Consider the following 19415-nt stretch of genomic DNA (forward strand, 5'->3'; position numbering starts at 1 on the left):
GCGGCGCGCCTGCGCCACCGGCCCGCCCTGCAACGTGGCCTCCTCGAAGCCGAGGCGGGCACGCACCCGGGCTTCGCGCTCCTCGAAACGCGTCGCGTAGCCGACGACCCGCGGCGCCGTCCGCCGCCGCTCGCGCCGCTCGCGCACCGAGTCGCGCAGCCCCCACACCACCGGCACGCGGACGACGCGCACCGGCCCGAGCATCGACTCGCTGCGCTCGCCGTCAGGGGCGTAGGCGACCACCGTCACGTCCAGCCCGAGCCGCGCCAGCGACAAGGCGGTCTTGCGGATGCGCGTGTCGGTCGCGACGTCGTTGCCGGCGAGCATGGCGACCGTCGTCACGGCCGGCCTCCGCCCGCGGCGCCACGCCCGGCCGAGCGGCTGCGGGCCAGTGCGGCGAGCTCGGCGGGGAGCCGGAGCGCCCCGCGTGGAGAACGCGCCCCGGCCAGCGCGCGGCCCAGCCGCAGCGCGCCGGACGACTCCAGCCGTAGCACGCGGGCCTGCGCGGCCGCGGCCTCCCGGCGGGCGGCCTGCAGCTCGCCCTGCGGCGGCGGCTGGGTCCGCAGGGCGTCCAGCTCGGCGCGGACGTCCGCCAGCTGCGCGGTCAGCGCGCGCTCGCGCAGGCCGGCGAAGACGAGCTCCCCGGCCAGTCGACGGGCGAGGCGCCGCTGCGCTGCAGGGCCCTCGGGCGCGGCGCCAGGCTCGGCGGTGGCGGCGGACGGCGGCCCGAGGTAGCGCGCGGGCGGCACGAGCGGCCCGTCCTTGGCCAGCAGCACGACGAGCGGCCAGTCGCCGAGCACGGGGACGGCGTCGAGGACCTGGCAGTCCGTGGCCCCGGCGACGTCGAGCAGCCGCGGCCACGGGGCGACGAGCGCGCCCTGGTCGAGCACGACGGCGAGCGTCGCCCCGGCCGGCGCGGCGTCCAGGGCCTGCTCGACGCGCGCCTCTGCGGCCGGGTCGCCCACCGGCCAGCCGAGCACGGTGAGGACGCCGGGCTGTGAGGCAGCGCCGGTCGCGCCGCCCGAGGCGGTCGCGCCGCCCGAGCCGCCCGCGCCACCCGAGCCGGCCGAGGCGCCGGGGTCATCGGCAGCCACGTCCGCGCCGTCGAGCAGCTGGAGGTGGCGGACGAGGTCGGCCCCGGCCGCGTCCGGCAGCCCGGCCAGGCGTACGCGCCGGCCCTCCGGCAGGTAGGGGCGCAGGGCGTCACGCAGCTGCAATGCCACCAGCAGGTCCTCTCAGCTGGTCCGACGGAAGACGTGGAAGCCGACGGGGCTGCCGCGGAAGCCGTCCGGCACGAAGCCCTCGACCCCGACCGCGGCGCGCTCCAGCCCGCGGGTAGCGAGCAGCTCGTCGTACTGCGCCCGGGCGCGCACCACCTGGTAGCTGCCGAGCACGCGCCGCTCGGCGACGTCCCAGTCGCTGACGGCGAGCAGGCCGCCGAGGCGCACGAGTGACGCGAGCCCGCGCACGGACGCCGCCCACTCGTCCTCGTCGACGATGTGGAAGAGCACGTCGACCGAGTAGACGACGTCGTAGAGGCAGCCCGGCCGCCACGTCGACAGCGTGGAGACGGCGTAGCTCGGGGCGCGCCCCGGCACGTCGGCGCTGGCCGCGCGGCACGCCTCGATCGCCGCCGGGCTCGCGTCGACCGCGTCGACGCTGTGGCCGAAGCGGGCCATCGAGCGGGCGAACCAGCCCTTGCCGCAGCCGGCGTCGAGCAGCCGCAGCGGCTCGGCGGCCGCGTTCGCGTCGCCGACGATCTCCAGCAGCCGGCCGAGGCGTACGGCGTAGAAGATCTCGTTGGTCGGCTCGTCGAAGTGGACGTTGCCGCCGGAGGCGAGGTCGCCGCGCCGACGGTGACGGGCGTCCCAGTACGCCGCGGCCTCCTCGCTGGTGAGCACGGAGGGAGGGACGGGCTGGGTCACGCGGCGCCGATCACCCGGCGGACCACGCCGGGGAAGCGGGCCGGGTCGGTCACGCGGCGCCCGTCGACGACGGCCTTGACGCCCGGCAGGTCCTCGGCGCCGAGCGAGCGGTAGTCGGCGTGGTCGGCCTGCACGACGGCCGCGTCGACCGGCTGGCCGAGCGCGTAGGGCGTGAAGCCGAGGCGCTCGAGCTCGTCGTCGGTGTACATCGGGTCGTGCACGGCCACCTGCGCGCCGCGTGCCTTGAGCGCCTCGACGGTCGGGAAGACGCCGCTGAACGCCGTCTCCTTCACCCCGCCGCGGTAGGCCGCACCCAGGACCACGACCCGGGCGCCGGTCAGGTCGCCGTACGCGCCCTCGAGCAGGGCGACGGCGTACTCCGGCATCTGCGCGTTGGCCTCGCGAGCGGCCTGCACGACCGTCGCGGCCGGGTCGTTCCAGAGGTAGAACCGCGGGTAGATCGGGATGCAGTGCCCGCCGACGGCGATGCCGGGCGAGTGGATGTGGCTGTAGGGCTGGGAGTTCGAGGCCTCGATGACCTGCAGCACGTCGATGCCGTGCTCGCCCGCGAACCGGGCGAACTGGTTGGCGAGGCCGATGTTGACGTCGCGGTAGGTCGTCTCCGCCAGCTTGGCCAGCTCGGACGCCTCGGCCGAGCCGAGGTCCCAGACGCCGTTGAGGCGGGGCAGGTCGGGGCGCTCGTCGAAGTCGAGCACCGCCTCGTAGAACTCCACGCCGCGCTTGGCGCTCGCCTCGTCGATGCCGCCCACGAGCTTGGGGTAGCGGCGCAGGTCGGCGAAGACCCTTCCGGTGAGGACCCGCTCCGGGCTGAAGACGAGCGCGAAGCCGGACTCGGAGCCGTCGGCCACGAGGCCCGACCCCTCCTCGAGCATCGGCTGGAACCGGGTGCGCGTCGTGCCGACCGGGAGCGTCGTCTCGTAGGACACGAGCGTCCCGGGCTTGAGCCCGGCCGCGATGGCGCGCGTCGCGTCGTCCATCCAACCGAAGTCCGGAACGCCCTCGTTGTCGACGAAGAGGGGCACGACCACGACGACGGCGTCACTCTGCGCCACCGCGGAGGCGGTGTCCGTGGTCGCCGTCAGCAGGCCGGCGTCGACCGCCTCCCGCAGCTTCTCGGCGAGGTGGGCCTCGCCCGGGAAGGGCTCCTGCCCCGCGTTGACGAGATCGACGACGCGCTGGCTCACGTCCGCGCCGAGAACCGTGTGGCCCTTGGACGCGAACTGCACCGCGAGGGGCAGCCCGATCTTGCCGAGGGCGACGACGCAGACCTTCACAGCACGCTCCGGAGCGGGGGACGAGGACGTGCCTAGGCTAGCGTCCGCCGAGACGGAAATCCCGCCTCGGACGCCGCGCCTGTGGATGCCCGGGCGTCCGGCCCCGACCTGTGGAGGAACCGCCGGTGAAGGTGCTCAGCGTCGTCGGCGCCCGCCCCCAGTTCGTCAAGCTCGCCCCCGTCGCCCGCGCCTTCGCCGGCAGCGGCCACGATCACGTCATCGTCCACACCGGCCAGCACTACGACGCGGTGATGAGCGACGTCTTCTTCGCTGATCTGCAGATCCCCTCTCCCGACGTCCACCTCGGTGTCGGCTCGGGCAGCCACGGCGTCCAGACCGGTGCGATCCTCTCGGCGATGGACGCCGTCCTCGACGAGCACCGGCCCGACTGGGTCCTCGTCTACGGCGACACCAACTCCACGCTCGCCGGCGCCCTGGCGGCGGTGAAGCTCCACCTGCCGGTCGCCCACCTCGAGGCCGGGCTTCGCTCGTTCAACCGGCGCATGCCCGAGGAGCACAACCGCGTCCTGACCGACCACGCCGCGGACCTGCTGCTCGCCCCGACCCGGGTCGCCGTCGACCACCTGGCCGCCGAGGGGCTGGCGGAGCGGACCGTGCTGGTGGGCGACGTCATGACGGACGTGCTGCTCACGGTGCGCGACGGCATGGCCGACCGCGTCCCCCAGCTGCCCGAGGGCGTCGACCCCGCCGGGGCGTACCTGCTCGCGACGATCCATCGGGCCGAGAACACCGACGACCCGGACCGGCTGCGGGCGATCGTCGAGACACTGGCCGGGCTCCCCCACCCGGTCGTCCTGCTGGCCCACCCGCGGCTGGCCGCCCGGGCAGCAGCTCTCGGGCTCGAGCTGCGGGCCGGGTCGCTGCACCCCACCGCGCCGCTGCCGTACCCCGAGATGGTCCGCGCCGTCATGGGGTCGGCCGGCGTGGTGACCGACTCCGGGGGCCTGCAGAAGGAAGCGTTCCTGCTCCGCGTCCCGTGCACGACGCTGCGGACCGAGACCGAGTGGGTCGAGACGGTCGACCTCGGGTGGAACGTGCTGCGCGCGGACCTCACCGGCGTGGCCGAGGCCGTCACCAGGCCGCGCCCGGCGGACACCGACGCGGCGCCGTACGGCACGGGGGACGCGGCGGAGCGGGTCGTCGCGACGCTGGCGGAGCGTACGCAGAGCTGACCGTCGCAGTCGGAGCGTGACGGTCCTCACGAGGTGCGAAAGCTGAGAAAACGCGCAGACGGGATGCGTGGCGCAGGCCACCGGGTTCTACTTCTCAAGTTCGCCCGGAAGGATCCGAAGCACCCCCCATGCGCCTCCTCCCCCGTACGCGCGTCGCCGCCTCCCTCGCCTCACTGACCGTCGTCGCCGCCGGCGTCCTCGCCGTCCCCGGCACGGTCGCCGCCCCCGCCGCGTCCGCGGCCACCACCGTCGGAAGCTCGGCCTGCCTGGGCTACAGCGGCCTGGACAACCCTCGCCTGCTCAACGGCGACCCCAAGGCCGACCTGGTCGGCTTCGTGATGCGCGACGGCTTCAAGGCCCCCGGCATCGCCGCGAAGGTCGTCGGCAACGGCAACGGCAACGTCACCTGGCGCCAGCCGTCGCTCGGCGTGTCCGGCACCGCCTGGCTGCACTCGCTGAAGTGGCTCGGCTCGCTGCTCAGCCAGGACCGCGACTTCACCTACCCGCGCAAGCCCTACTGGCGCAACTACACGGCGGCGGAGAAGAACGCGCAGTACGCCCGCGCCGTCGCCGTCACCAAGGACTGGGTGGCCGACAACCCCAGCTGGGAGAAGACCGACCCGCGCGGCTCGACCCGCGGCATCGTCTCCAACGCCGGCCACCGCCTGCAGTTCCTGCTCTGCCTGCGCCAGACCGTCGGTGCGCAGGGCTGGCTCGACTCGACCATCGCGCGCCACGTGGCGTTCCTCATCGGCTCCTCGTCGGACAAGCTCAGCAACCGTCGCGACGCCGACTCCCGCCGCTACGTCTACTCGAACTGGAAGCCGGCCGCGGACTGGCCGCGCTGGCAGGGCCCGAACAACATCGGCCTCGACCAGAGCCTCGGCGTGATCAGCGCCGGCTGCGAGCTGGGCCGCCAGGACTGGCTCAACGTCGGCCTGCGCCGCATCGGCAAGCACGCCAACAAGGTCTATGACGCCCAGGGCGTGGACAACGAGCAGGCCCCGGGCTACAGCGCCTACAACTTCGGCCTCTGGACGAAGACGCTCGACCGGCTGCAGACCTGCGGCGCGCTGAGCGTCGGCGTCGGCGCCCAGCTGCAGAACGCCGTGAGCTTCATCGCCGCGGCGCACCGGCCCGACGGCAAGCTCGAGCAGCTCGGTGACACCAAGGCCGTCGCGTCGCCGATCTACGGCACGGTCGCGGAGTACGCGGCCACCCAGGGCGCCAGCGGCCCCCGCCCGACCGAGCGCGTCGGCGTCTACAACAGCCGGACCAACGGTGGCTACGTCTTCGGCCGCAGCGGCTGGGGCACCGACCGGCCGTTCGCCCAGGAGAGCTTCTACTCGCTGCGCTTCGGCGCGGGCCGGATGTACCACGGCCACGACGACCACACCTCGGTCACGTTCTACGCCCGCGGGCAGCAGATCCTCACCGACGGCGGCCACTCGGGCTACACCAAGGGCAAGTACCGCGACTACATCATCTCGCCGGAGGCGCACAACCTCGTCACCGTCGACGGCCTGAAGCACGAGCGCTACGCGAAGACCTCGCTCACCAAGGCCACCCTGTCCGACTCCGGCGACTCCTTCGTCGTGGTCGACAAGCCGTACGCCGGCGTCACCCGCCAGCGCAGCGTCCTGACCACGCTCACCCCGCAGCCGGACGCCATGATCGTCGCCGACACGCTGACGTCGTCGACGAAGCGCCACTACAACCAGCTGTGGCACCTCGGCACGCCGTTCGTGGCGTCGCCCTCGGGCAACGGCGCAGTCGCCACCAGCGGTGACACGACGGTCCACGTCCTCCCGATCGCCGTCACCGGCGGCGCCGCCACCGCGACCAAGATCGTCCGCGGCGCCACGAGCCCCTACCAGGGCTGGACGTCGCCGAGCCCGGGCACCCGGCAGGCCGTCAGCACGGTCGTCGTCGGCGCGACCGGCGGCAAGGTCACGATGCTCACGGCGGTCGTCCCGGCCGCGGCCGGAGCAGCGGTCAGCGCCACGGCGACGCCGAACGGCACGGGCGGCTACGCGATCACGCTGACGATCGGTGACCGTACGGTCAACGCCACCCTCGCGGCGGACGGCGCGCTCTCGCGCTGACCCGCACGCCCTCAGCGCTGATCAAGCAATGTTGGCGAGTTGTCCACAAGCCCTCGGCTGTGGACAACTCGCCACATGTGCATGATCAGCGGGAGAGGTTCAGGGGTGCGTCAGACCAGCTCGTCCACGGAGACCGTGACGCCCTGCTGCGCGCTGCGGATGCAGGCCTCGGCGACGCCGACGGTGGCGAGGCCCTGCGCCATCGTCACCACGTCGGAGCGCTTGCCGAGGATCGCGTCACGGAACGCCGCGTCCTCGGTCATCAGCGGCTCCGGCTTCGGGATCGCGAAGCGGACGACGTCGCCCTCGGTCACACCGCGGAACTTGGCGATCTGGTCCCAGGTCGTGGGCACCGAGCCGTTGCTGTAGAAGGTCAGGTCGGCGGTGAGGGTGTCGGCCACGAACGTGCCCTTCTCCCCCGTGACGATCGTGACCCGCTCCTTCATGGGCGAAAGCCAGTTCACCAGATGGTTGGTGATGGTCCCGTCCTCGAGCGCCCCGACGGCGGCCACGAGGTCCTCGTGCTCACGCCCCGACTTGTACGCCGTCCGGGCCGACACGGACACGAAACGGCTGCCGGTGACCCAGGCCGTCGAGTCGATGTCGTGGGTCGCGAGGTCCTTGACCACGCCGACGTCGGCGATGCGGTTCGGGAAGGGGCCCTGGCGACGAGTGGCCAGCTGGTAGATCGCCCCGAGCTCGCCCTGCTCGAGCCGGGCGCGCAGGCTCTGGAGCGAGGGGTTGTAGCGCTCGATGTGCCCGACGGCGCCGACCAGCCCGGCGTCCTCGAACGCCTTCACGATCCGGCGGGCCGCCTCGACGTCGGGGGCCAGCGGCTTCTCGACGAGGGTGTGGACCCCGGCCGCGGCGAGGGTGAGCGCGACCTCCTCGTGGAAGATCGTCGGCACCGCGACGACGGCCATGTCGATGCCGGCCGCGACGAGCTCCTTCGCAGAGGCGAGCACGCCGAGGCCGTTGGACACGCCGTGCGGGTCGCCGCCCGGGTCGGCGACGGCGACGAGCTCGACGCCATCGAGGGAGCGGAGCACCCGGGCGTGGTGCCGCCCCATCATGCCGAGCCCGATCAGGCCCGCACGCAGGACCGCCATGTCAGGAACCCGCCTTCGCACATGCGTTGACGGCCGTGACGATCTGCTCGAGGTCTGCCTGCGTCAGCGACGGGTGCACCGGCAGCGACAGGACCTCGCGTGCCGCGCGCTCGGTCTCCGGCAGGTCGAGCGTCAGGCCGAAGGACGGCAGCCGGTGGTTGGGGATCGGGTAGTAGACGCCGCTGCCCACGGCGTACTCCTCCGCCAGTGCCTTCTGGAACCGGTCGCGGTCGCCGGGCACGCGGATCGTGTACTGGTGGTAGACGTGCACGGCGCCGTCGGCGACGGGCGGCGTGACGACACCCTCGAGGTTGGCGTCGAGGAAGGCGGCGTTCTCCTGGCGCTTCGCGGTCCAGCCCGCGAGCTTGGTGAGCTGCACCCGGCCGACCGCGGCATGCACGTCGCTCATGCGGTTGTTCAGACCGACGACCTCGTTCTGGTACTGCTTCTCCATGCCCTGGTTGCGCAGCAACCGGACCTTGCGCGCGACCTCGCCGTCGCAGGCCACCATGCCGCCCTCGATCGAGGTCATGTTCTTGGTCGGGTAGAGGCTGAACATCGCCCACGTGCCGAAGGTGCCGACGCGGCGCCCCTGCCACTCGGCGGCGTGCGCCTGGGCGGCGTCCTCGTAGACCTGCAGCCCGCTCTTGTCCGCGATCTCGCCGAGACGGGTCATGTCGGCCGGGTGGCCGTAGAGGTGGACCGGCATGACGCCCTTGGTCCGCGGCGTGATGGCGGCCTCGACGGCGGCCGGGTCGAGGCAGAACGACGCGGGGTCGATGTCCGCGAACACCGGCGTCGCGCCGGTGATCGCCACCGAGTTGGCCGTCGCCGCGAAGGTGAAGGACGGGACGATGACCTCGTCGCCCGGGCCGACGCCCGCGGCCAGCAGTCCGAGGTGCTGCCCCGAGGTGCCGCTGTTGACCGCGACGCAGTTGCGACCACTGACGACTGCTTCACCGAACTCGGCTTCGAACGCCGCGACCTCGGGCCCTTGGGCGACCTTGCCGGTCTGCAGTACGCGGTCGACCGCCGCGCGCTCCTCCTCGCCGATCAGCGGCTTTGCGGCGGGGATCATCGCGTCTCCTCCGTGAGAATGTCGTCCTGCTCGAGATAGGTCTCGCCCGTCGTCGGGCACCGCCAGCGCCCGGGCTCCCCCGTCGGCTCCAGCGGCTCGCCGGCCTTGCCGACCCAGCGGATGCGCTTGGCGGGCACGCCGGCGACAAGGGCGAAGTCGGGTACGTCCTTCGTGACCACCGCGCCGGCGGCGACCAGCGCCCAACGGCCGACCGTGACCGGGGCCACGCAGACCGCGCGCGCGCCGATCGACGCGCCGTGCCGCACGGTGACGCCGACGGCCTCCCAGTCGTCACCGCGCTTCAGGGTGCCGTCCGGGGCGATCGACCGCGGGTAGTGGTCGTTGGTGAACACCGCGGCAGGGCCGACGAAGACGCCGTCCTCCAGCACCGCCGGCTCGTAGACCAGCGCGTAGTTCTGCAGCTTGCAGTTGTCGCCCATGCGCACGCCGGACCCGACGTAGGCGCCGCGGCCGACGATGCAGCCCTTGCCGAGCACCGCGTCCTCGCGGACCTGCGCCAGGTGCCAGACCGAGGTGCCCTCACCGAGGGTCGCGCGCTCGTCGACATCCGCGCTGGGGTGGATTCGCGCCATCGGGTGCACGACCTGCCGTCTCTCGCGTCGGGACTCGCCGCCCCGACGATAGCCGGGCGCCGGCCGTGCGCGGCTCCGGCGCTCCGCGCCCCCTAGGCTGGGGTCGCTCACTTCGACGACGCAGCGTAACAGGAGGGTCTGAATTGCCCGGGCGACCGCACGTGCTCTATGTCGTCTGGGGATTTCCTCCTTGCCGCGCCGGAGGCGTCTACCGCGCCCTCGCCACCGCCAACGCCTTCGCCCGCGGCGGCTGGGACGTGACGGTCCTCACGCCCGAGCGGGAGGCGTTCGAGCGCTACACCGGCGTGGACCCCTCGCTCGAGGAGCGGGTCGACCCGTCGGTGCGCGTCGAGCGCATCCCGTTCTCCTGGCCCACGCTGGAGCCGGACGTACGCCAGTGGCCCGCGCTGCGGGCGTACGCGCCGCGGCTCTGGGCCCGGGCCCGCAAGGAGCTGGACCAGGTGCCGTTCCCCGAGCCGGCGTACGGCCCCTGGCGCCGCGAGCTCGAGAAGGCCGTCGACCGGCTGGCCGCCGAGCGCCGGATCGACCTCTGTGTCGCCACCGCCAACCCGCACGTGACGTTCACCGCGGCCCGGCGGCTGCACGACAAGCACGGCGTGCCGTACGTCATGGACTACCGCGACGCCTGGTCGCTCGACGTCTTCTCGGGCGACCGGCTCCACCAGCCCGGCAGCCGGGTGGAGAAGTGGGAGCGGTCGCTGATGACGGACGCCCGTGAGGTGTGGTTCGTCAACGAGCCGATCCGCGCGTGGCACGCCGCGACGTACCCCGAGACCGCGTCGAAGCTGAGGGTCGTGGCGAACGGCTACGACCCGGAGTTCGCCGCCGAGGGCACGGCGCGGGTGCCGTCGACGGAAGCCGGGCTGACGTTCGGCTACGTCGGCACCGTCAGCGGCAAGGTCCCGCTCGCCGAGCTGGTCGAGGGATGGCGGGCAGCCCGTGCGCTCGACCCCGTGCTCGAGCGGTCGCGGGTGGAGATCCACGGCTACCTCGGCCACTACGCGCTCCCCAACCCGGCGATGCAGCGGGTGGTCGAGTCGGGCGCGGACGTCGGGGTGTCCTACGAAGGGCCGGTGCCCAAGGCCGCGGTCCGGTCGGTCTACGAGCGCTTCGACGCGCTGCTGCTCGTGCTCGGCACCGGGCGCTACGTCACCTCCGGCAAGGTCTACGAGTACCTCGCCACGGGCCTGCCCATCGTGTCCGTGCACGACCCCGGGAACGCCGCGTCCGAGGTGCTGCGCGGCTACCCGCTCTGGTTCCCGGCCGCGTCCCTGTCCGCGGCAGACGTCGGACGTGCGCTCGCCGACGCGGCCGCCGCTGCCGTCGCCGCCGACCCGGTGATCCGGTCCGCCGGCGTGGAGTTCGCGGCCCGCTACCGGCGCGACCGGCAGCTCGATCCGCGGGTGTCGGAGCTGAAGGCGGTGGCGGCGTGAGGGCGCTGCTCGTGCTCGGCGGGCCCCGGCTCGCCCGCGACCCGCTGCTGCAGCAGGTCCGCGCGCTGGGCGCGGCCGGCTGGCAGGCCGACGTCGTGTCGTTCAAGGCGCTCGACGAGGAGCTTCGCGCGGCGGTCCACGCCACCGGCGGCGAGGTCGTCCTGCTGCTGCCCACCGGCCTGCGCCCGACCGTGCCCGCGCTCGCGCCCCGCTCGGCGGCGCTCGCCCGGGTCGTACGCGGCCTGGTGCGGCGTGCGGAGCCGTACCGGACGAAGGTGCTCGGCCGCATGCCGGGATGGGCGTACGCCCGGCGCCTGCTCCACGACATCGACGCCGTCCGCGTGGCGCGCGCCGCGGACGTGGCGGCCGCCGTCGACCGCGACGCCGGGCTGGTGGTGTGGAAGCTGGCCCGCCGCCGGCCCGACCTCACCGCGGTCAACGGGCTGGGGGCGCTGGCGAACGTGATGACGCGGTACGGGGGGTAGGCCGGCTCGTCCGCTCGTCCGGCTGGTCGGCTCGTCCAGCGCGCTGAGGCACCAGCATGCGGCGTGTGGTGTCGCGCCCGCGGCAGTGGACGCCGCGTGCTCCGGCCGGGGTGGGACCCGCAGCCCACGGTCGACGCCCGCCCAAAGCATGCGGCGCCTACTGTCGTCCCCACAGCAGCAGACATCGCATGCTCTGTGCCCGCGGGCAGGGCACGGTGGCCGTGTATAGGTCGGCACAAGCATGCGGCGCCCACTGCCGTCCCCACAGCACCAGACGCCGCACGCTTCAACCGGCCGCTGTCCACAGGCGCCGCGTCCTCCACAGTCGGGCCTCCCGGCCCCCGCGCCGCCGCGGCTCTCTCCCACGCTCTACGACATGCCTCTCGATGAGCTTCTGGCCCTGCAGGACGACGTGCTCACCTGGGACCAGGCCGTCGACGCCCTCGGGCTGAGCGCCGTGCGGTGGCGCGTCGCACGCGGGCGCTGGCAGCACCCGGCCCGAGGCGTCCTGGTCGCTCACTCCGGTCCACTGACGACGCGGCAGGAGCGGTGGGTCGACGTCCTGTCCGCCGGCCGGTCCGCGGTGCTCGCGGGTCTGACGGCAGCGGTGGAAGGCGGCCTGCGCGGCTACGACGACGACCGACGCTGGGTGCTCGTGCCCCATGGGCTCAAGCGCTCGTCGACCCGCCCCGGCTTGATGGTCCGGTCCTCGACCCTGCTGGCGGCCGAGCACGTCCAGCCCGGGGCTTCGCCGCCTCGTACGCGGATCGCGCGCTCGCTCGTCGACTCCGCCACCTGGGGGCCGTCCGACACCTTCGCCCGGTCCGTGCTGCACGCCGGAGCCCAGCAACGGCTGGTCCGGGCTTCCGACCTGGCCCTGGTCGTCGCGGCGCGGAAGAACACGCGGCGCCGCGCCCTGGTCGCGGGAACGATCGCCGACGTCGCCGGTGGGGCGCACACCCTGGCCGAAGCCGAAGTCCCGCGGCTGTGTCGCAAGGCGGGCCTGCCCGAACCCGGGCGACAGGTCCGGCGCAAGGACCGAGACGGTCGCGTCAGGTGGCTGGACGCGGCGTGGCCGGAGTGGAACCTAGTCCTGGAGGTGGACGGCCGCGGGCACCTCGACATCTCCGCGTGGTGGGACGACATGGCCCGTGACAACGCCCTCGTACTCGAGGGGCAGCGCGTACTGCGGTTCCCCTCGTTCATGGTCCGTGAGCAGCCCGAGGTCGTCGCCGCAGCCATCGAGGCCGCGCTTATCCAGGCCGGTTGGTCGAGGCGGTCATGAGCATGCGGTACGCGGTGTCGCGCCCACGACAGTCAACGCCGCGCGCTTCGGCCGCCCTCGCAGTCAGCCCCCGAGCGCGACCAGGCCTTCGCTCCGTCGCAGCTGGCACTCGCCCGCTCGGCACAAGCATGCGGCGTCTACTGCCGCATGCACGACAGTCGACGCCGCGCGCTGCACGCCGACACCTACGTCGCCGCCCTACAGCGCACCCGCCGGATCGAGCGGCAAGCCGACACGCCTACCAGCGCACCGCCCCGGACAGCCACGGCCGCAGGACGGACGCCGCGAGCCGCCCGTCGTGCAGCGCGCGCACGAAGCCCGGCCCCTCGGCAGCAGCCGCGCGCGCCGCAGCACGGTCGGCGAGCAGCGACCGCAGGACCGCCTCCAGCGTCGGGGGCGTCGCCTCCACGATCGGCACCGGCAGCGGCACCCGGCGGCGTACGCGGTCGGAGACGTGGCCGACGACGACCCGGCCGGCGGCTAGGGCCTGGCAGGCGAGGACGCCGTAGTTGCCGACGACGACGTGGTCGATCACGACGTCGGCCTCGCGCAGCAGGGCCGGCAGCTGCGCCGGGGGGACGGCGTCGAGCCTCCGGTAGTCCACCAGCCCCTCGGCGACCAGCCGCGCGAGGACGGGCTCGATGGCCGACGTGCCCTTCCAGCGCGGGGAGGACGGGGCGTGCAGCACGACCGGTACGTCCCGCTCGAGCACGGCCGAGCCCGGGGCGAAGTCGGGCTCGAGCACCGTGACCGGCAGCCAGACCGCGTGCGGGAGGGAGTCGAGCAGGTCCGGGGTCGAGACGAAAACTGGTCCCGCGAAGCCGTTGAGGATCCGCGCGTTGCGGTCCGCGACCTCCTGCAGCCGCGGCACGTCGTCGAACTCGTCGCCGAACGGCGCGTGCTCGTAGAGCCGGCCGTGCAGCCGCGGGTCGCGGATCTCGCTGCCGTGGCAGACCACGCCGACCGAGACGGCCGCGCGGCGCAGGGCCGGCAGGTCGCCGGTGAGCACCGAGCCGTTGAGCAGGCCGAGCAGGGGGCGTACGGACTCCGACAGCGCGTGGGTCCAGGCCAGCGCGCGCGGCAGCTGCGTGACCTGCCAGTCCAGCGACGCCCACTCCGCCGGCGAGGGCCGGACGTCGGCCGGGAAGTTGAGCACGTCCTGCTCGACGGTGACGACCTCCGCCGTGACGCCGAGCGACGTCCGGGCGGCAGAGGCCCAGGCCCATGCCTGCCCGGCGAAGCCCGCCGGGCCGACGCCGAGGCGTACGTCCGCGAAGCCCTCACCCACCGGCTCGGCCTGCTGGGGAGCGGGCACCGGAGGCAGCGAGTCCGGAGCCCCCTCGACCCCGGCCTCACGCAGCACGTGCCCCCAGGAGGCCACGGTCCGCCCCGTGGGCATGTCGAAGAGCGAGCGCGAGCCGAGCTCCGCGAGCCGCTCGCGGACGACGAGCCCGTACTCGGTGTCGGTCGAGACGTCCGCGACGTGCTCCACATGCACCGTGCGGGCACCGACGCGCACGGCGGCGAGGAACGCCTCCGACCCACAGGCCACGACCAGCGTCGGCGCCAGCGCCTTCACCTCGCGTGCGAGCGCCCCGACGAGCGCGTCGAGCCGGTCGGCAGCCGCGATCGACTCGGCGGCGTCGACCCCGTTGGCCTCGACCCGCTCGCGCAGGGTGCGCAGCGCCCGCTCCTCGGCCGCGAGCTTAAGCCGCGCGGCGCGCCCGGGGTCTGCGGCGAGCGCCGCGCGTACGCCGAACAGCCGGTCGTCGATCGCCTTGAGCTGCGTGCGCAGCGGGTCCGCGACGCGCGTCGGGGCCGGCACCCGCACCCAGCGCGCGCCGGTGGCGTCGGTCCCGGCCGTCCGCGGCCCGCCCGGCGCGACCAGCAGCACCGACGCGGCGTCCCAGCCGGCAGCCCGGGCGAGCGACCGGGCGAGCGCGGCGTCGTCGTCGTAGCCGTCCCGCGCGTCCGAGACGGTGAGCAGCAGGCTCATCCGCGGGCGAGCCTCGCGACCTCGCCCGCCAGCTCGTCGTACGCCGACGCGCCGCCCAGCCCCTCGGCGGCCCAGGCGCGCGCGGCGGCGCGGGCGGCCTCCAGGGGCGCCGGGTCGCGCGCCCAGGCCTCGAGCACCTTGCCGGCGGCCTCGCCGGTGGGCACGATTGCGCCCGCACCGGCGTCCTCGACGAGCGCGGCCGTCCGCGGCAGCGGCGTGGCAACGACGGCGAGCCCCGCGCCGAGGTACTCGTAGACCTTGGTCGGGACCGCGGCCCGGAACGCCGGCGTGTCCTCGAGCAGGGCGAGCCCGGCCCAGGCGCCCGCGGCGATCGCCCAGGACTCCCGCGGTGGGAGCCGGCCGTGCAGCCGCACGCGCGGCGCGGCGGACGAGGAGGCGAGCCACGCCTCCAGCTCCGAGCGGTCCGACGGCGCCACCGGCCCGACGAGGTCGAGCGTCCAGGACGGGGCGTGCTCCAGCGCCTCGAGCATGGCGAACAGCCCGCGTGAGCGGCGCAGGTCGCCGATGTGGACCGCCCGCGGCTCCGGCGAGCGGGGCGACCAGGCGGGCAGGTAGCTCCCGTCCGGCAGGTTGCGGACGACCCGGCGCCGGCTGGCGGCCAGCGGCGGCACGTGCTCGTCCGCGACCACCGTGATGTCGGCCCGCCGGGCCAGCGCGCTCGCGCAGCTGACCAGGGCGTCCGCCGCGCGCCCGACGACCCCGCGGGCCCAGGCCCGGTCGTGCAGGAGTGCGGCGTAGTCCTCGTGCACGTCCACGACGGCGTAGCGGGCGGGTCCGGGCCGGAACCGCGAGAGCGCGCGGCGCAGCATCGTGGCGGGCACGGTGTCCGGGTCGACCGTCAGGACGACGCGCCCGCGCGCCTCCCACGGCAGCGCGACGGCCTGCACCGCACGCCCGGCCCGCCCGGCCCGCGGCCGGGCGACGACCGAGGCCACCCCGCGCGGAGCGTCGGAGGCGGACCCGAGGCCGCGTACCTCGACCGAGAGCCCCGCCCGCACGAACGCCGCGCAGAGCCGGTGCAGGCGGGCGTCGGCGACGTCGTGCGCGGTCGACACGACGCTGACGTCGAAGGCGGCGGCCCCCATCGGCGCTAGATGTCCTCGAGCGCGGTCGCCTCGGACTCCTGGACGGCCATGAACTTCATGTAGTCGCGGGTGACGTGACCGGGCTGGCCGTGCTTCATCAGCCGGCCCTCGTGCAGCCAGATGGCCTCGTTGCACATCTTCTGGATCGTGGCGAGGCCGTGCGTGACGAGCAGGACCGTGCGCGAGCTGTCCTCGACGACGAGCTCGCGCATCTTGGCCTCCGCCCGCTTCTTGAACTTCGCGTCGCCGGCCGAGAGCGCCTCGTCGACGATCAGCACGTCCGGCTCCATGTGCACGGCGACGGCGAAGGCGACGCGGGAGTACTGGCCCGAGGAGTAGGTGCGCATCGGGCGCTCGAGGATGTCGATGTCGAGGCCGGTGAAGTCCGCGATCGCCTCGAAGCGCTGCTCGATCTGTCGGCGCGAGAGGCCGGCCGCGAGCCCGCCGAGCAGGATGTTCTCCCGCCCGGACAGCGCGCCGTTGAAGCCGACGCCGAGCGCAAGCAGCGTGGAGACGCGGCCGTTGACGACGATGCGGCCCTTGGACGGGGGCAGGATGCCGGCCACCGCGCGCATGAGCGTCGACTTGCCGGCGCCGTTGGCCCCGACGATGCCCATGACCGCGCCCGGGCTGACCGAGAAGCTCACGTCCTTGAGGGCGTGCACCTCCTTGACCAGCCGCTGGCGGCGGCCCAGCCGCTTGGCGGCCGAGCGCAGCGTCTGCTTGCGGTCGATCGCGACTCGGTAGGTGACCGAGAGGTTCTCGACGCTGATGGCCGGCTCGTAGACCCCGCGCCGGGCCTGCAGCTCAGAGACGGACAGCAAACTCGCGCTCCCGGGAGACGAGGAAGGTGGCACCGATGACGAACAGCCCGACCGACCAGGCCGCGCCCCCGAGCAGCATGGTCGCGCTGGGGATCGTGCCCTCGACGAGGACCTCCGTCCAGCCACCGAGCAGGAAGTAGAGCGGGTTGACGTACGACAGCGCGCCCAGCCGGTCGTACATCTGCTCGGGGAAGTAGAGCACCGGCGACAGGTAGAGCCAGATGCGCACGAAGTACGGCAGGAACGCCGCCGTGTCGCGGAAGTAGACGTGCAGCGTCGCGACCAGGAAGGCCGCCCCGGCCGCGAAGAGCGCAAGCTCGACGATCATCGGCACCGCGAGCAGCAGGTGCGGCCCGACGTCCACGCCGTTGACCACGTGCACGACCGCGTAGACCACGAGCGTGGGCAGGAAGCGCAGGAACGCGGTCAGCGTCGAGGACAGCGGCAGCAGCAGCCGCGGGAACGCGGTATTGAGGATCAGCCGCCCGCCCGAGGTCACCGAGCGCGCGCCCGCGGTCATGGAGCCGCTGACGAAGTAGTAGGCGAACAGCCCCGCGAGCAGGTGCGGGAAGAAGTTGTCCGGGTGCTCGCCGCCGCGCAGGATGTTGACGAGCAGGAAGTAGACCGCGCCGAGCAGCAGCGGGTTCAGCACCAGCCAGAGCTGCCCGAGGGCGGTGTTCTGGTTGGCGGTGCGCAGGTTCGAGCGCGAGAGCTCCCAGAGGAAGCTGCGCCGGTGCCAGAGCTGGCGGACGTACGGCCCGAACTTCGGCATGCCGGCCCGGTGCGGCTCGTAGACGTGCCGCTCAGGGCTGTAGTCGTCCGGGCGGGTCGCCGCGTCCGAGGGCGTGGCGCTGATCGACATACGCGCAGTGGCTCCTCGGTAGGCAAGAAACGCCCGGGGTCGCTACCGGGCCAGCCCCCGAGGATACCGGCCGCGCAGTGCCCTACCCGCGCTCCAACGCGCGGTAGACCGACAGCAGCGCGGCCGCGTCCACGTCCCAGGACAGCGCCGGCTGCGCCGCCCGCACCGCCGCGACGAGCTCCGGCCAGCGCTCGACGGCCTCGCGCACCGCGCGCGCCAGGCCCACCGCGTCGCCCGGGGCGTACAACGTGCCGAGCCCGTGCTGGCGGACCACGCCGGCCAGCTCGTCGACGTCGGTGGCGACGACCGGCACCCCGACCCGGACCGCGAGGAACAGCTTGTTCGGCAGCGCGACGCGGTGGTTGACCCAGCGCGCCGAGTGCGTCACCAGCGCGAGCCCGCGCTCGGCGATCATCTGCTCGGCCTCGGGCAGCGGCAGCGCCGGCCGCACCTCCAGCGGCCCCGGCTCGAACGTCGCCAGCCAGGTCGGGTCCGCCGGGCCGATCGCAGTGAGCCGCAGGCCCTCGAGCCGGCGGGCTGCGTCGGCGACGGTCTCGAGCTCGCGGTACGGCGCCATCCGCCCGGCGTAGACCGCGCCCGTCGGCGCGTCGGGCAGGGCGTAGGGCGTCTCCGGCAGCGGGAACGAGTTGCGCACGACCGTCACGTGCTCCCAGCCGAACTCCTGGCGCAGCAGCCCGGCGACGCCCGGGCCGACCGTGATCACGGCGTCGGCGCGGGCACCCAGCGCGCGCTCGGCGGCGAGGTCGCGGCGGGCGGCGTACGGCGTGGGCCGCCCGACGCGGGGGCGGCCGGACCAGAACTCGTGGGTGTCGTAGACCAGCCGCGCCTGCTTGGCCTCGGCCAGCCGGGTGGCCAGGGCGAGGGTGTTGAAGTCGTGCGCGTGCACGACGTCGGCGTCGCGGCCGGCCGCGTCGGCGGCCGCGCCGGCGGTGAAGCGGGCGAGGACGGTGGCGTTGTGGCGCGGCAGCAGCGCCCAGCGCGCGGCGCGCAGGTGCGGCGGGAGGGCACGGCGTACGGGGCTGCCCGCCGGCAGCGCAGAGGGCTGGCCGCCCGGGTCGGCCGAGGGCTCGGACGTCCCCCGGTCGCGCCGCAGCCCGGTGCCGGCGTCGACCGAGGACACCGTCACCCCGGCCGGCGGCTGCCATCCCGACGGCACGCCGCGGCCGATGACGTGGACGGCGTGGCCCGCGGCGGCCAGCGTCGAGGCCTCGCGCACCACGCGGGAGTCGCCCGCGACGTCGGAGGTCACGAGCATGAGGACGCGCACTAGGCCTCCTGGGGAGCGGGCGGGTGCGGCGGGACCGCCCCCACCCGCGCGAGCGCGGGGACCAGGCTGCGCGGGCTGGTCAGGAAGCCGGCGCCCCACGACATGTGCATGGTGGCGTAGACGACGGGGAGCGCGGCCAGCGCACGCGGCGGCAGGCCGCGTCCGGTGACAACCGAGCCGGCGCCGATCGCGAGGGCGTACCCCGCCGGCAGCAGGAAGCCCGCGCGGTGCACGAGGACGCCCGCCGCGGTGCCCCCGACGACGCCGACCAGCGCCGCCGGCGCCGCGAGGTAGCGCGCGGTCACCGTCCCGGAGTGCCGCCGCATGACGACCCGACGCCAGCGGCCGTAGTGGAAGTACTGGCGGGCGAGCGCCTTCGGGTTGGGCCGCGGGCGGTAGGACACCTGCAGGTCGGGCGAGAACCACACCAGGCCGCCCGCCTCGCGGATGCGGTGGTTCAGCTCCCAGTCCTGGGCGCGCTGGAAGGACTCGTCGTAGCCGCCGAGCCGCTCCAGCGTCGTGCGGCGGAAGACGCCGAGGTAGACCGTGTCGGCCGGCCCGGGCTCGCCACCGGTGTGGAAGCGCGCGCCCCCGACGCCGAGCCACGTCGTCATCGCGCGCGCCACGGCCTGCTCGAAGGCCGTCTCCCCCTCGGCGGCCATCACGCCGCCGACGTTGTCCGCGCCGGTGTCGTCGAGCAGCTCCACCGCCGTCTGCACGTAGCCCGGGCCGAGCATCCCGTGGCCGTCGACGCGCACGACGATGTCGTGGCGGGCGGCCGCGATCGCGACGTTCAGCCCGGCGGGCGTGCGGCCGG

At 74.4% G+C, this 19415-nt stretch carries 17 protein-coding genes and 1 pseudogene; 5 read left to right on the forward strand and 13 right to left on the reverse strand.

The features are described from left to right. From G9H71_RS16900 to G9H71_RS16915, 4 genes and pseudogenes are all read right to left on the reverse strand, one after another. Positions 1-342 (reverse strand): annotated as a pseudogene (locus tag G9H71_RS16900) (glycosyltransferase family 4 protein); the annotation flags it as partial. After that, the gene (locus tag G9H71_RS16905; protein WP_166283888.1) at positions 339-1223 is read right to left on the reverse strand and encodes a hypothetical protein; all 885 of its coding nucleotides are present in this window, start codon (positions 1221-1223) and stop codon (positions 339-341) included. The pseudogene G9H71_RS16900 and the gene G9H71_RS16905, both read right to left, overlap by 4 nt. A 12-nt stretch (positions 1224-1235) precedes the next feature. After that, complete coding sequence (locus G9H71_RS23965) at positions 1236-1925, reverse strand: class I SAM-dependent methyltransferase (RefSeq protein ID WP_166283890.1); 690 nt, start codon at positions 1923-1925, stop codon at positions 1236-1238. Then, positions 1922-3220 (reverse strand): nucleotide sugar dehydrogenase, encoded by a 1299-nt coding sequence (locus tag G9H71_RS16915; RefSeq protein WP_166283892.1) that lies wholly within the window; start codon positions 3218-3220, stop codon positions 1922-1924. The genes G9H71_RS23965 and G9H71_RS16915 overlap by 4 nt, the downstream gene beginning before the upstream one ends. A gap of 125 nt (positions 3221-3345) precedes the next feature. On the opposite strand from G9H71_RS16915, the gene wecB reads away from it, so the two are divergent. After that, positions 3346-4413, forward strand: a complete 1068-nt coding sequence (wecB, locus tag G9H71_RS16920) for a non-hydrolyzing UDP-N-acetylglucosamine 2-epimerase (RefSeq protein WP_166283894.1) — start codon at positions 3346-3348, stop codon at positions 4411-4413. Between the two features lie 128 nt (positions 4414-4541). Then, positions 4542-6518, forward strand: coding sequence for a heparinase II/III domain-containing protein (locus tag G9H71_RS16925; RefSeq protein WP_166283896.1), 1977 nt, complete (start codon positions 4542-4544; stop codon positions 6516-6518). 110 nt (positions 6519-6628) lie between these two features. On the opposite strand, the gene G9H71_RS16930 is transcribed toward G9H71_RS16925, so the two are convergent. From G9H71_RS16930 to G9H71_RS16940, 3 genes are read right to left on the reverse strand one after another with little or no spacing between them, the layout of a single operon-like run. Then, positions 6629-7627, reverse strand: a complete 999-nt coding sequence (locus G9H71_RS16930) for a Gfo/Idh/MocA family protein (RefSeq protein WP_166283898.1) — start codon at positions 7625-7627, stop codon at positions 6629-6631. Between the two features lies 1 nt (position 7628). Beyond that, positions 7629-8705 (reverse strand): DegT/DnrJ/EryC1/StrS family aminotransferase, encoded by a 1077-nt coding sequence (locus G9H71_RS16935; protein ID WP_166283900.1) that lies wholly within the window; start codon positions 8703-8705, stop codon positions 7629-7631. Further along, complete coding sequence (locus G9H71_RS16940; protein WP_166283902.1) at positions 8702-9298, reverse strand: acyltransferase; 597 nt, start codon at positions 9296-9298, stop codon at positions 8702-8704. The genes G9H71_RS16935 and G9H71_RS16940 overlap by 4 nt, the downstream gene beginning before the upstream one ends. Before the next feature lie 143 nt (positions 9299-9441). Between G9H71_RS16940 and G9H71_RS16945 the strand changes: the two genes are divergently transcribed. From G9H71_RS16945 to G9H71_RS16955, 3 genes are all read left to right on the forward strand, one after another. Beyond that, positions 9442-10752 carry a glycosyltransferase gene (locus G9H71_RS16945; protein WP_196792204.1) on the forward strand — a complete coding sequence of 437 codons (1311 nt, stop codon included), beginning with the start codon at positions 9442-9444 and terminating at the stop codon, positions 10750-10752. Beyond that, a complete protein-coding gene (locus G9H71_RS16950; RefSeq protein WP_166283904.1) occupies positions 10749-11237 on the forward strand; it encodes a hypothetical protein in 489 nt (162 codons plus the stop codon). The genes G9H71_RS16945 and G9H71_RS16950 overlap by 4 nt, the downstream gene beginning before the upstream one ends. Before the next feature lie 376 nt (positions 11238-11613). Then, entirely contained in the window at positions 11614-12522 is a 909-nt protein-coding gene (locus G9H71_RS16955) for a PDDEXK family nuclease (RefSeq protein ID WP_166283906.1), read from the forward strand. A gap of 238 nt (positions 12523-12760) precedes the next feature. Here the strand turns inward: G9H71_RS16955 and G9H71_RS16960 are convergent, their stop codons facing one another. The 6 genes from G9H71_RS16960 to G9H71_RS16985 all read right to left on the reverse strand — a co-directional run. Further along, positions 12761-14518, reverse strand: coding sequence for a hypothetical protein (locus G9H71_RS16960; protein WP_166283909.1), 1758 nt, complete (start codon positions 14516-14518; stop codon positions 12761-12763). Further along, positions 14515-15624: a glycosyltransferase gene (locus tag G9H71_RS16965; protein WP_166283911.1), complete on the reverse strand. Its 1110-nt coding sequence runs from the start codon at positions 15622-15624 to the stop codon at positions 14515-14517. The genes G9H71_RS16960 and G9H71_RS16965 overlap by 4 nt, the downstream gene beginning before the upstream one ends. A 5-nt stretch (positions 15625-15629) precedes the next feature. After that, a complete protein-coding gene (locus G9H71_RS16970; protein ID WP_231134977.1) occupies positions 15630-16448 on the reverse strand; it encodes an ABC transporter ATP-binding protein in 819 nt (272 codons plus the stop codon). Continuing rightward, positions 16432-17310, reverse strand: coding sequence for an ABC transporter permease (locus G9H71_RS16975; RefSeq protein WP_166283913.1), 879 nt, complete (start codon positions 17308-17310; stop codon positions 16432-16434). The genes G9H71_RS16970 and G9H71_RS16975 overlap by 17 nt, the downstream gene beginning before the upstream one ends. Before the next feature lie 82 nt (positions 17311-17392). After that, positions 17393-18598 carry a glycosyltransferase family 4 protein gene (locus G9H71_RS16980; RefSeq protein WP_166283915.1) on the reverse strand — a complete coding sequence of 402 codons (1206 nt, stop codon included), beginning with the start codon at positions 18596-18598 and terminating at the stop codon, positions 17393-17395. Next, the coding region (locus G9H71_RS16985; protein ID WP_166283917.1) for a glycosyltransferase at positions 18598-19415 on the reverse strand (818 nt) is incomplete at its 5' end. The genes G9H71_RS16980 and G9H71_RS16985, both read right to left, overlap by 1 nt.

It is taken from the genome of Motilibacter deserti, from assembly GCF_011250635.1.
Taxonomy (GTDB): Bacteria; Actinomycetota; Actinomycetes; order Motilibacterales; family Motilibacteraceae; genus Motilibacter_A; species Motilibacter_A deserti.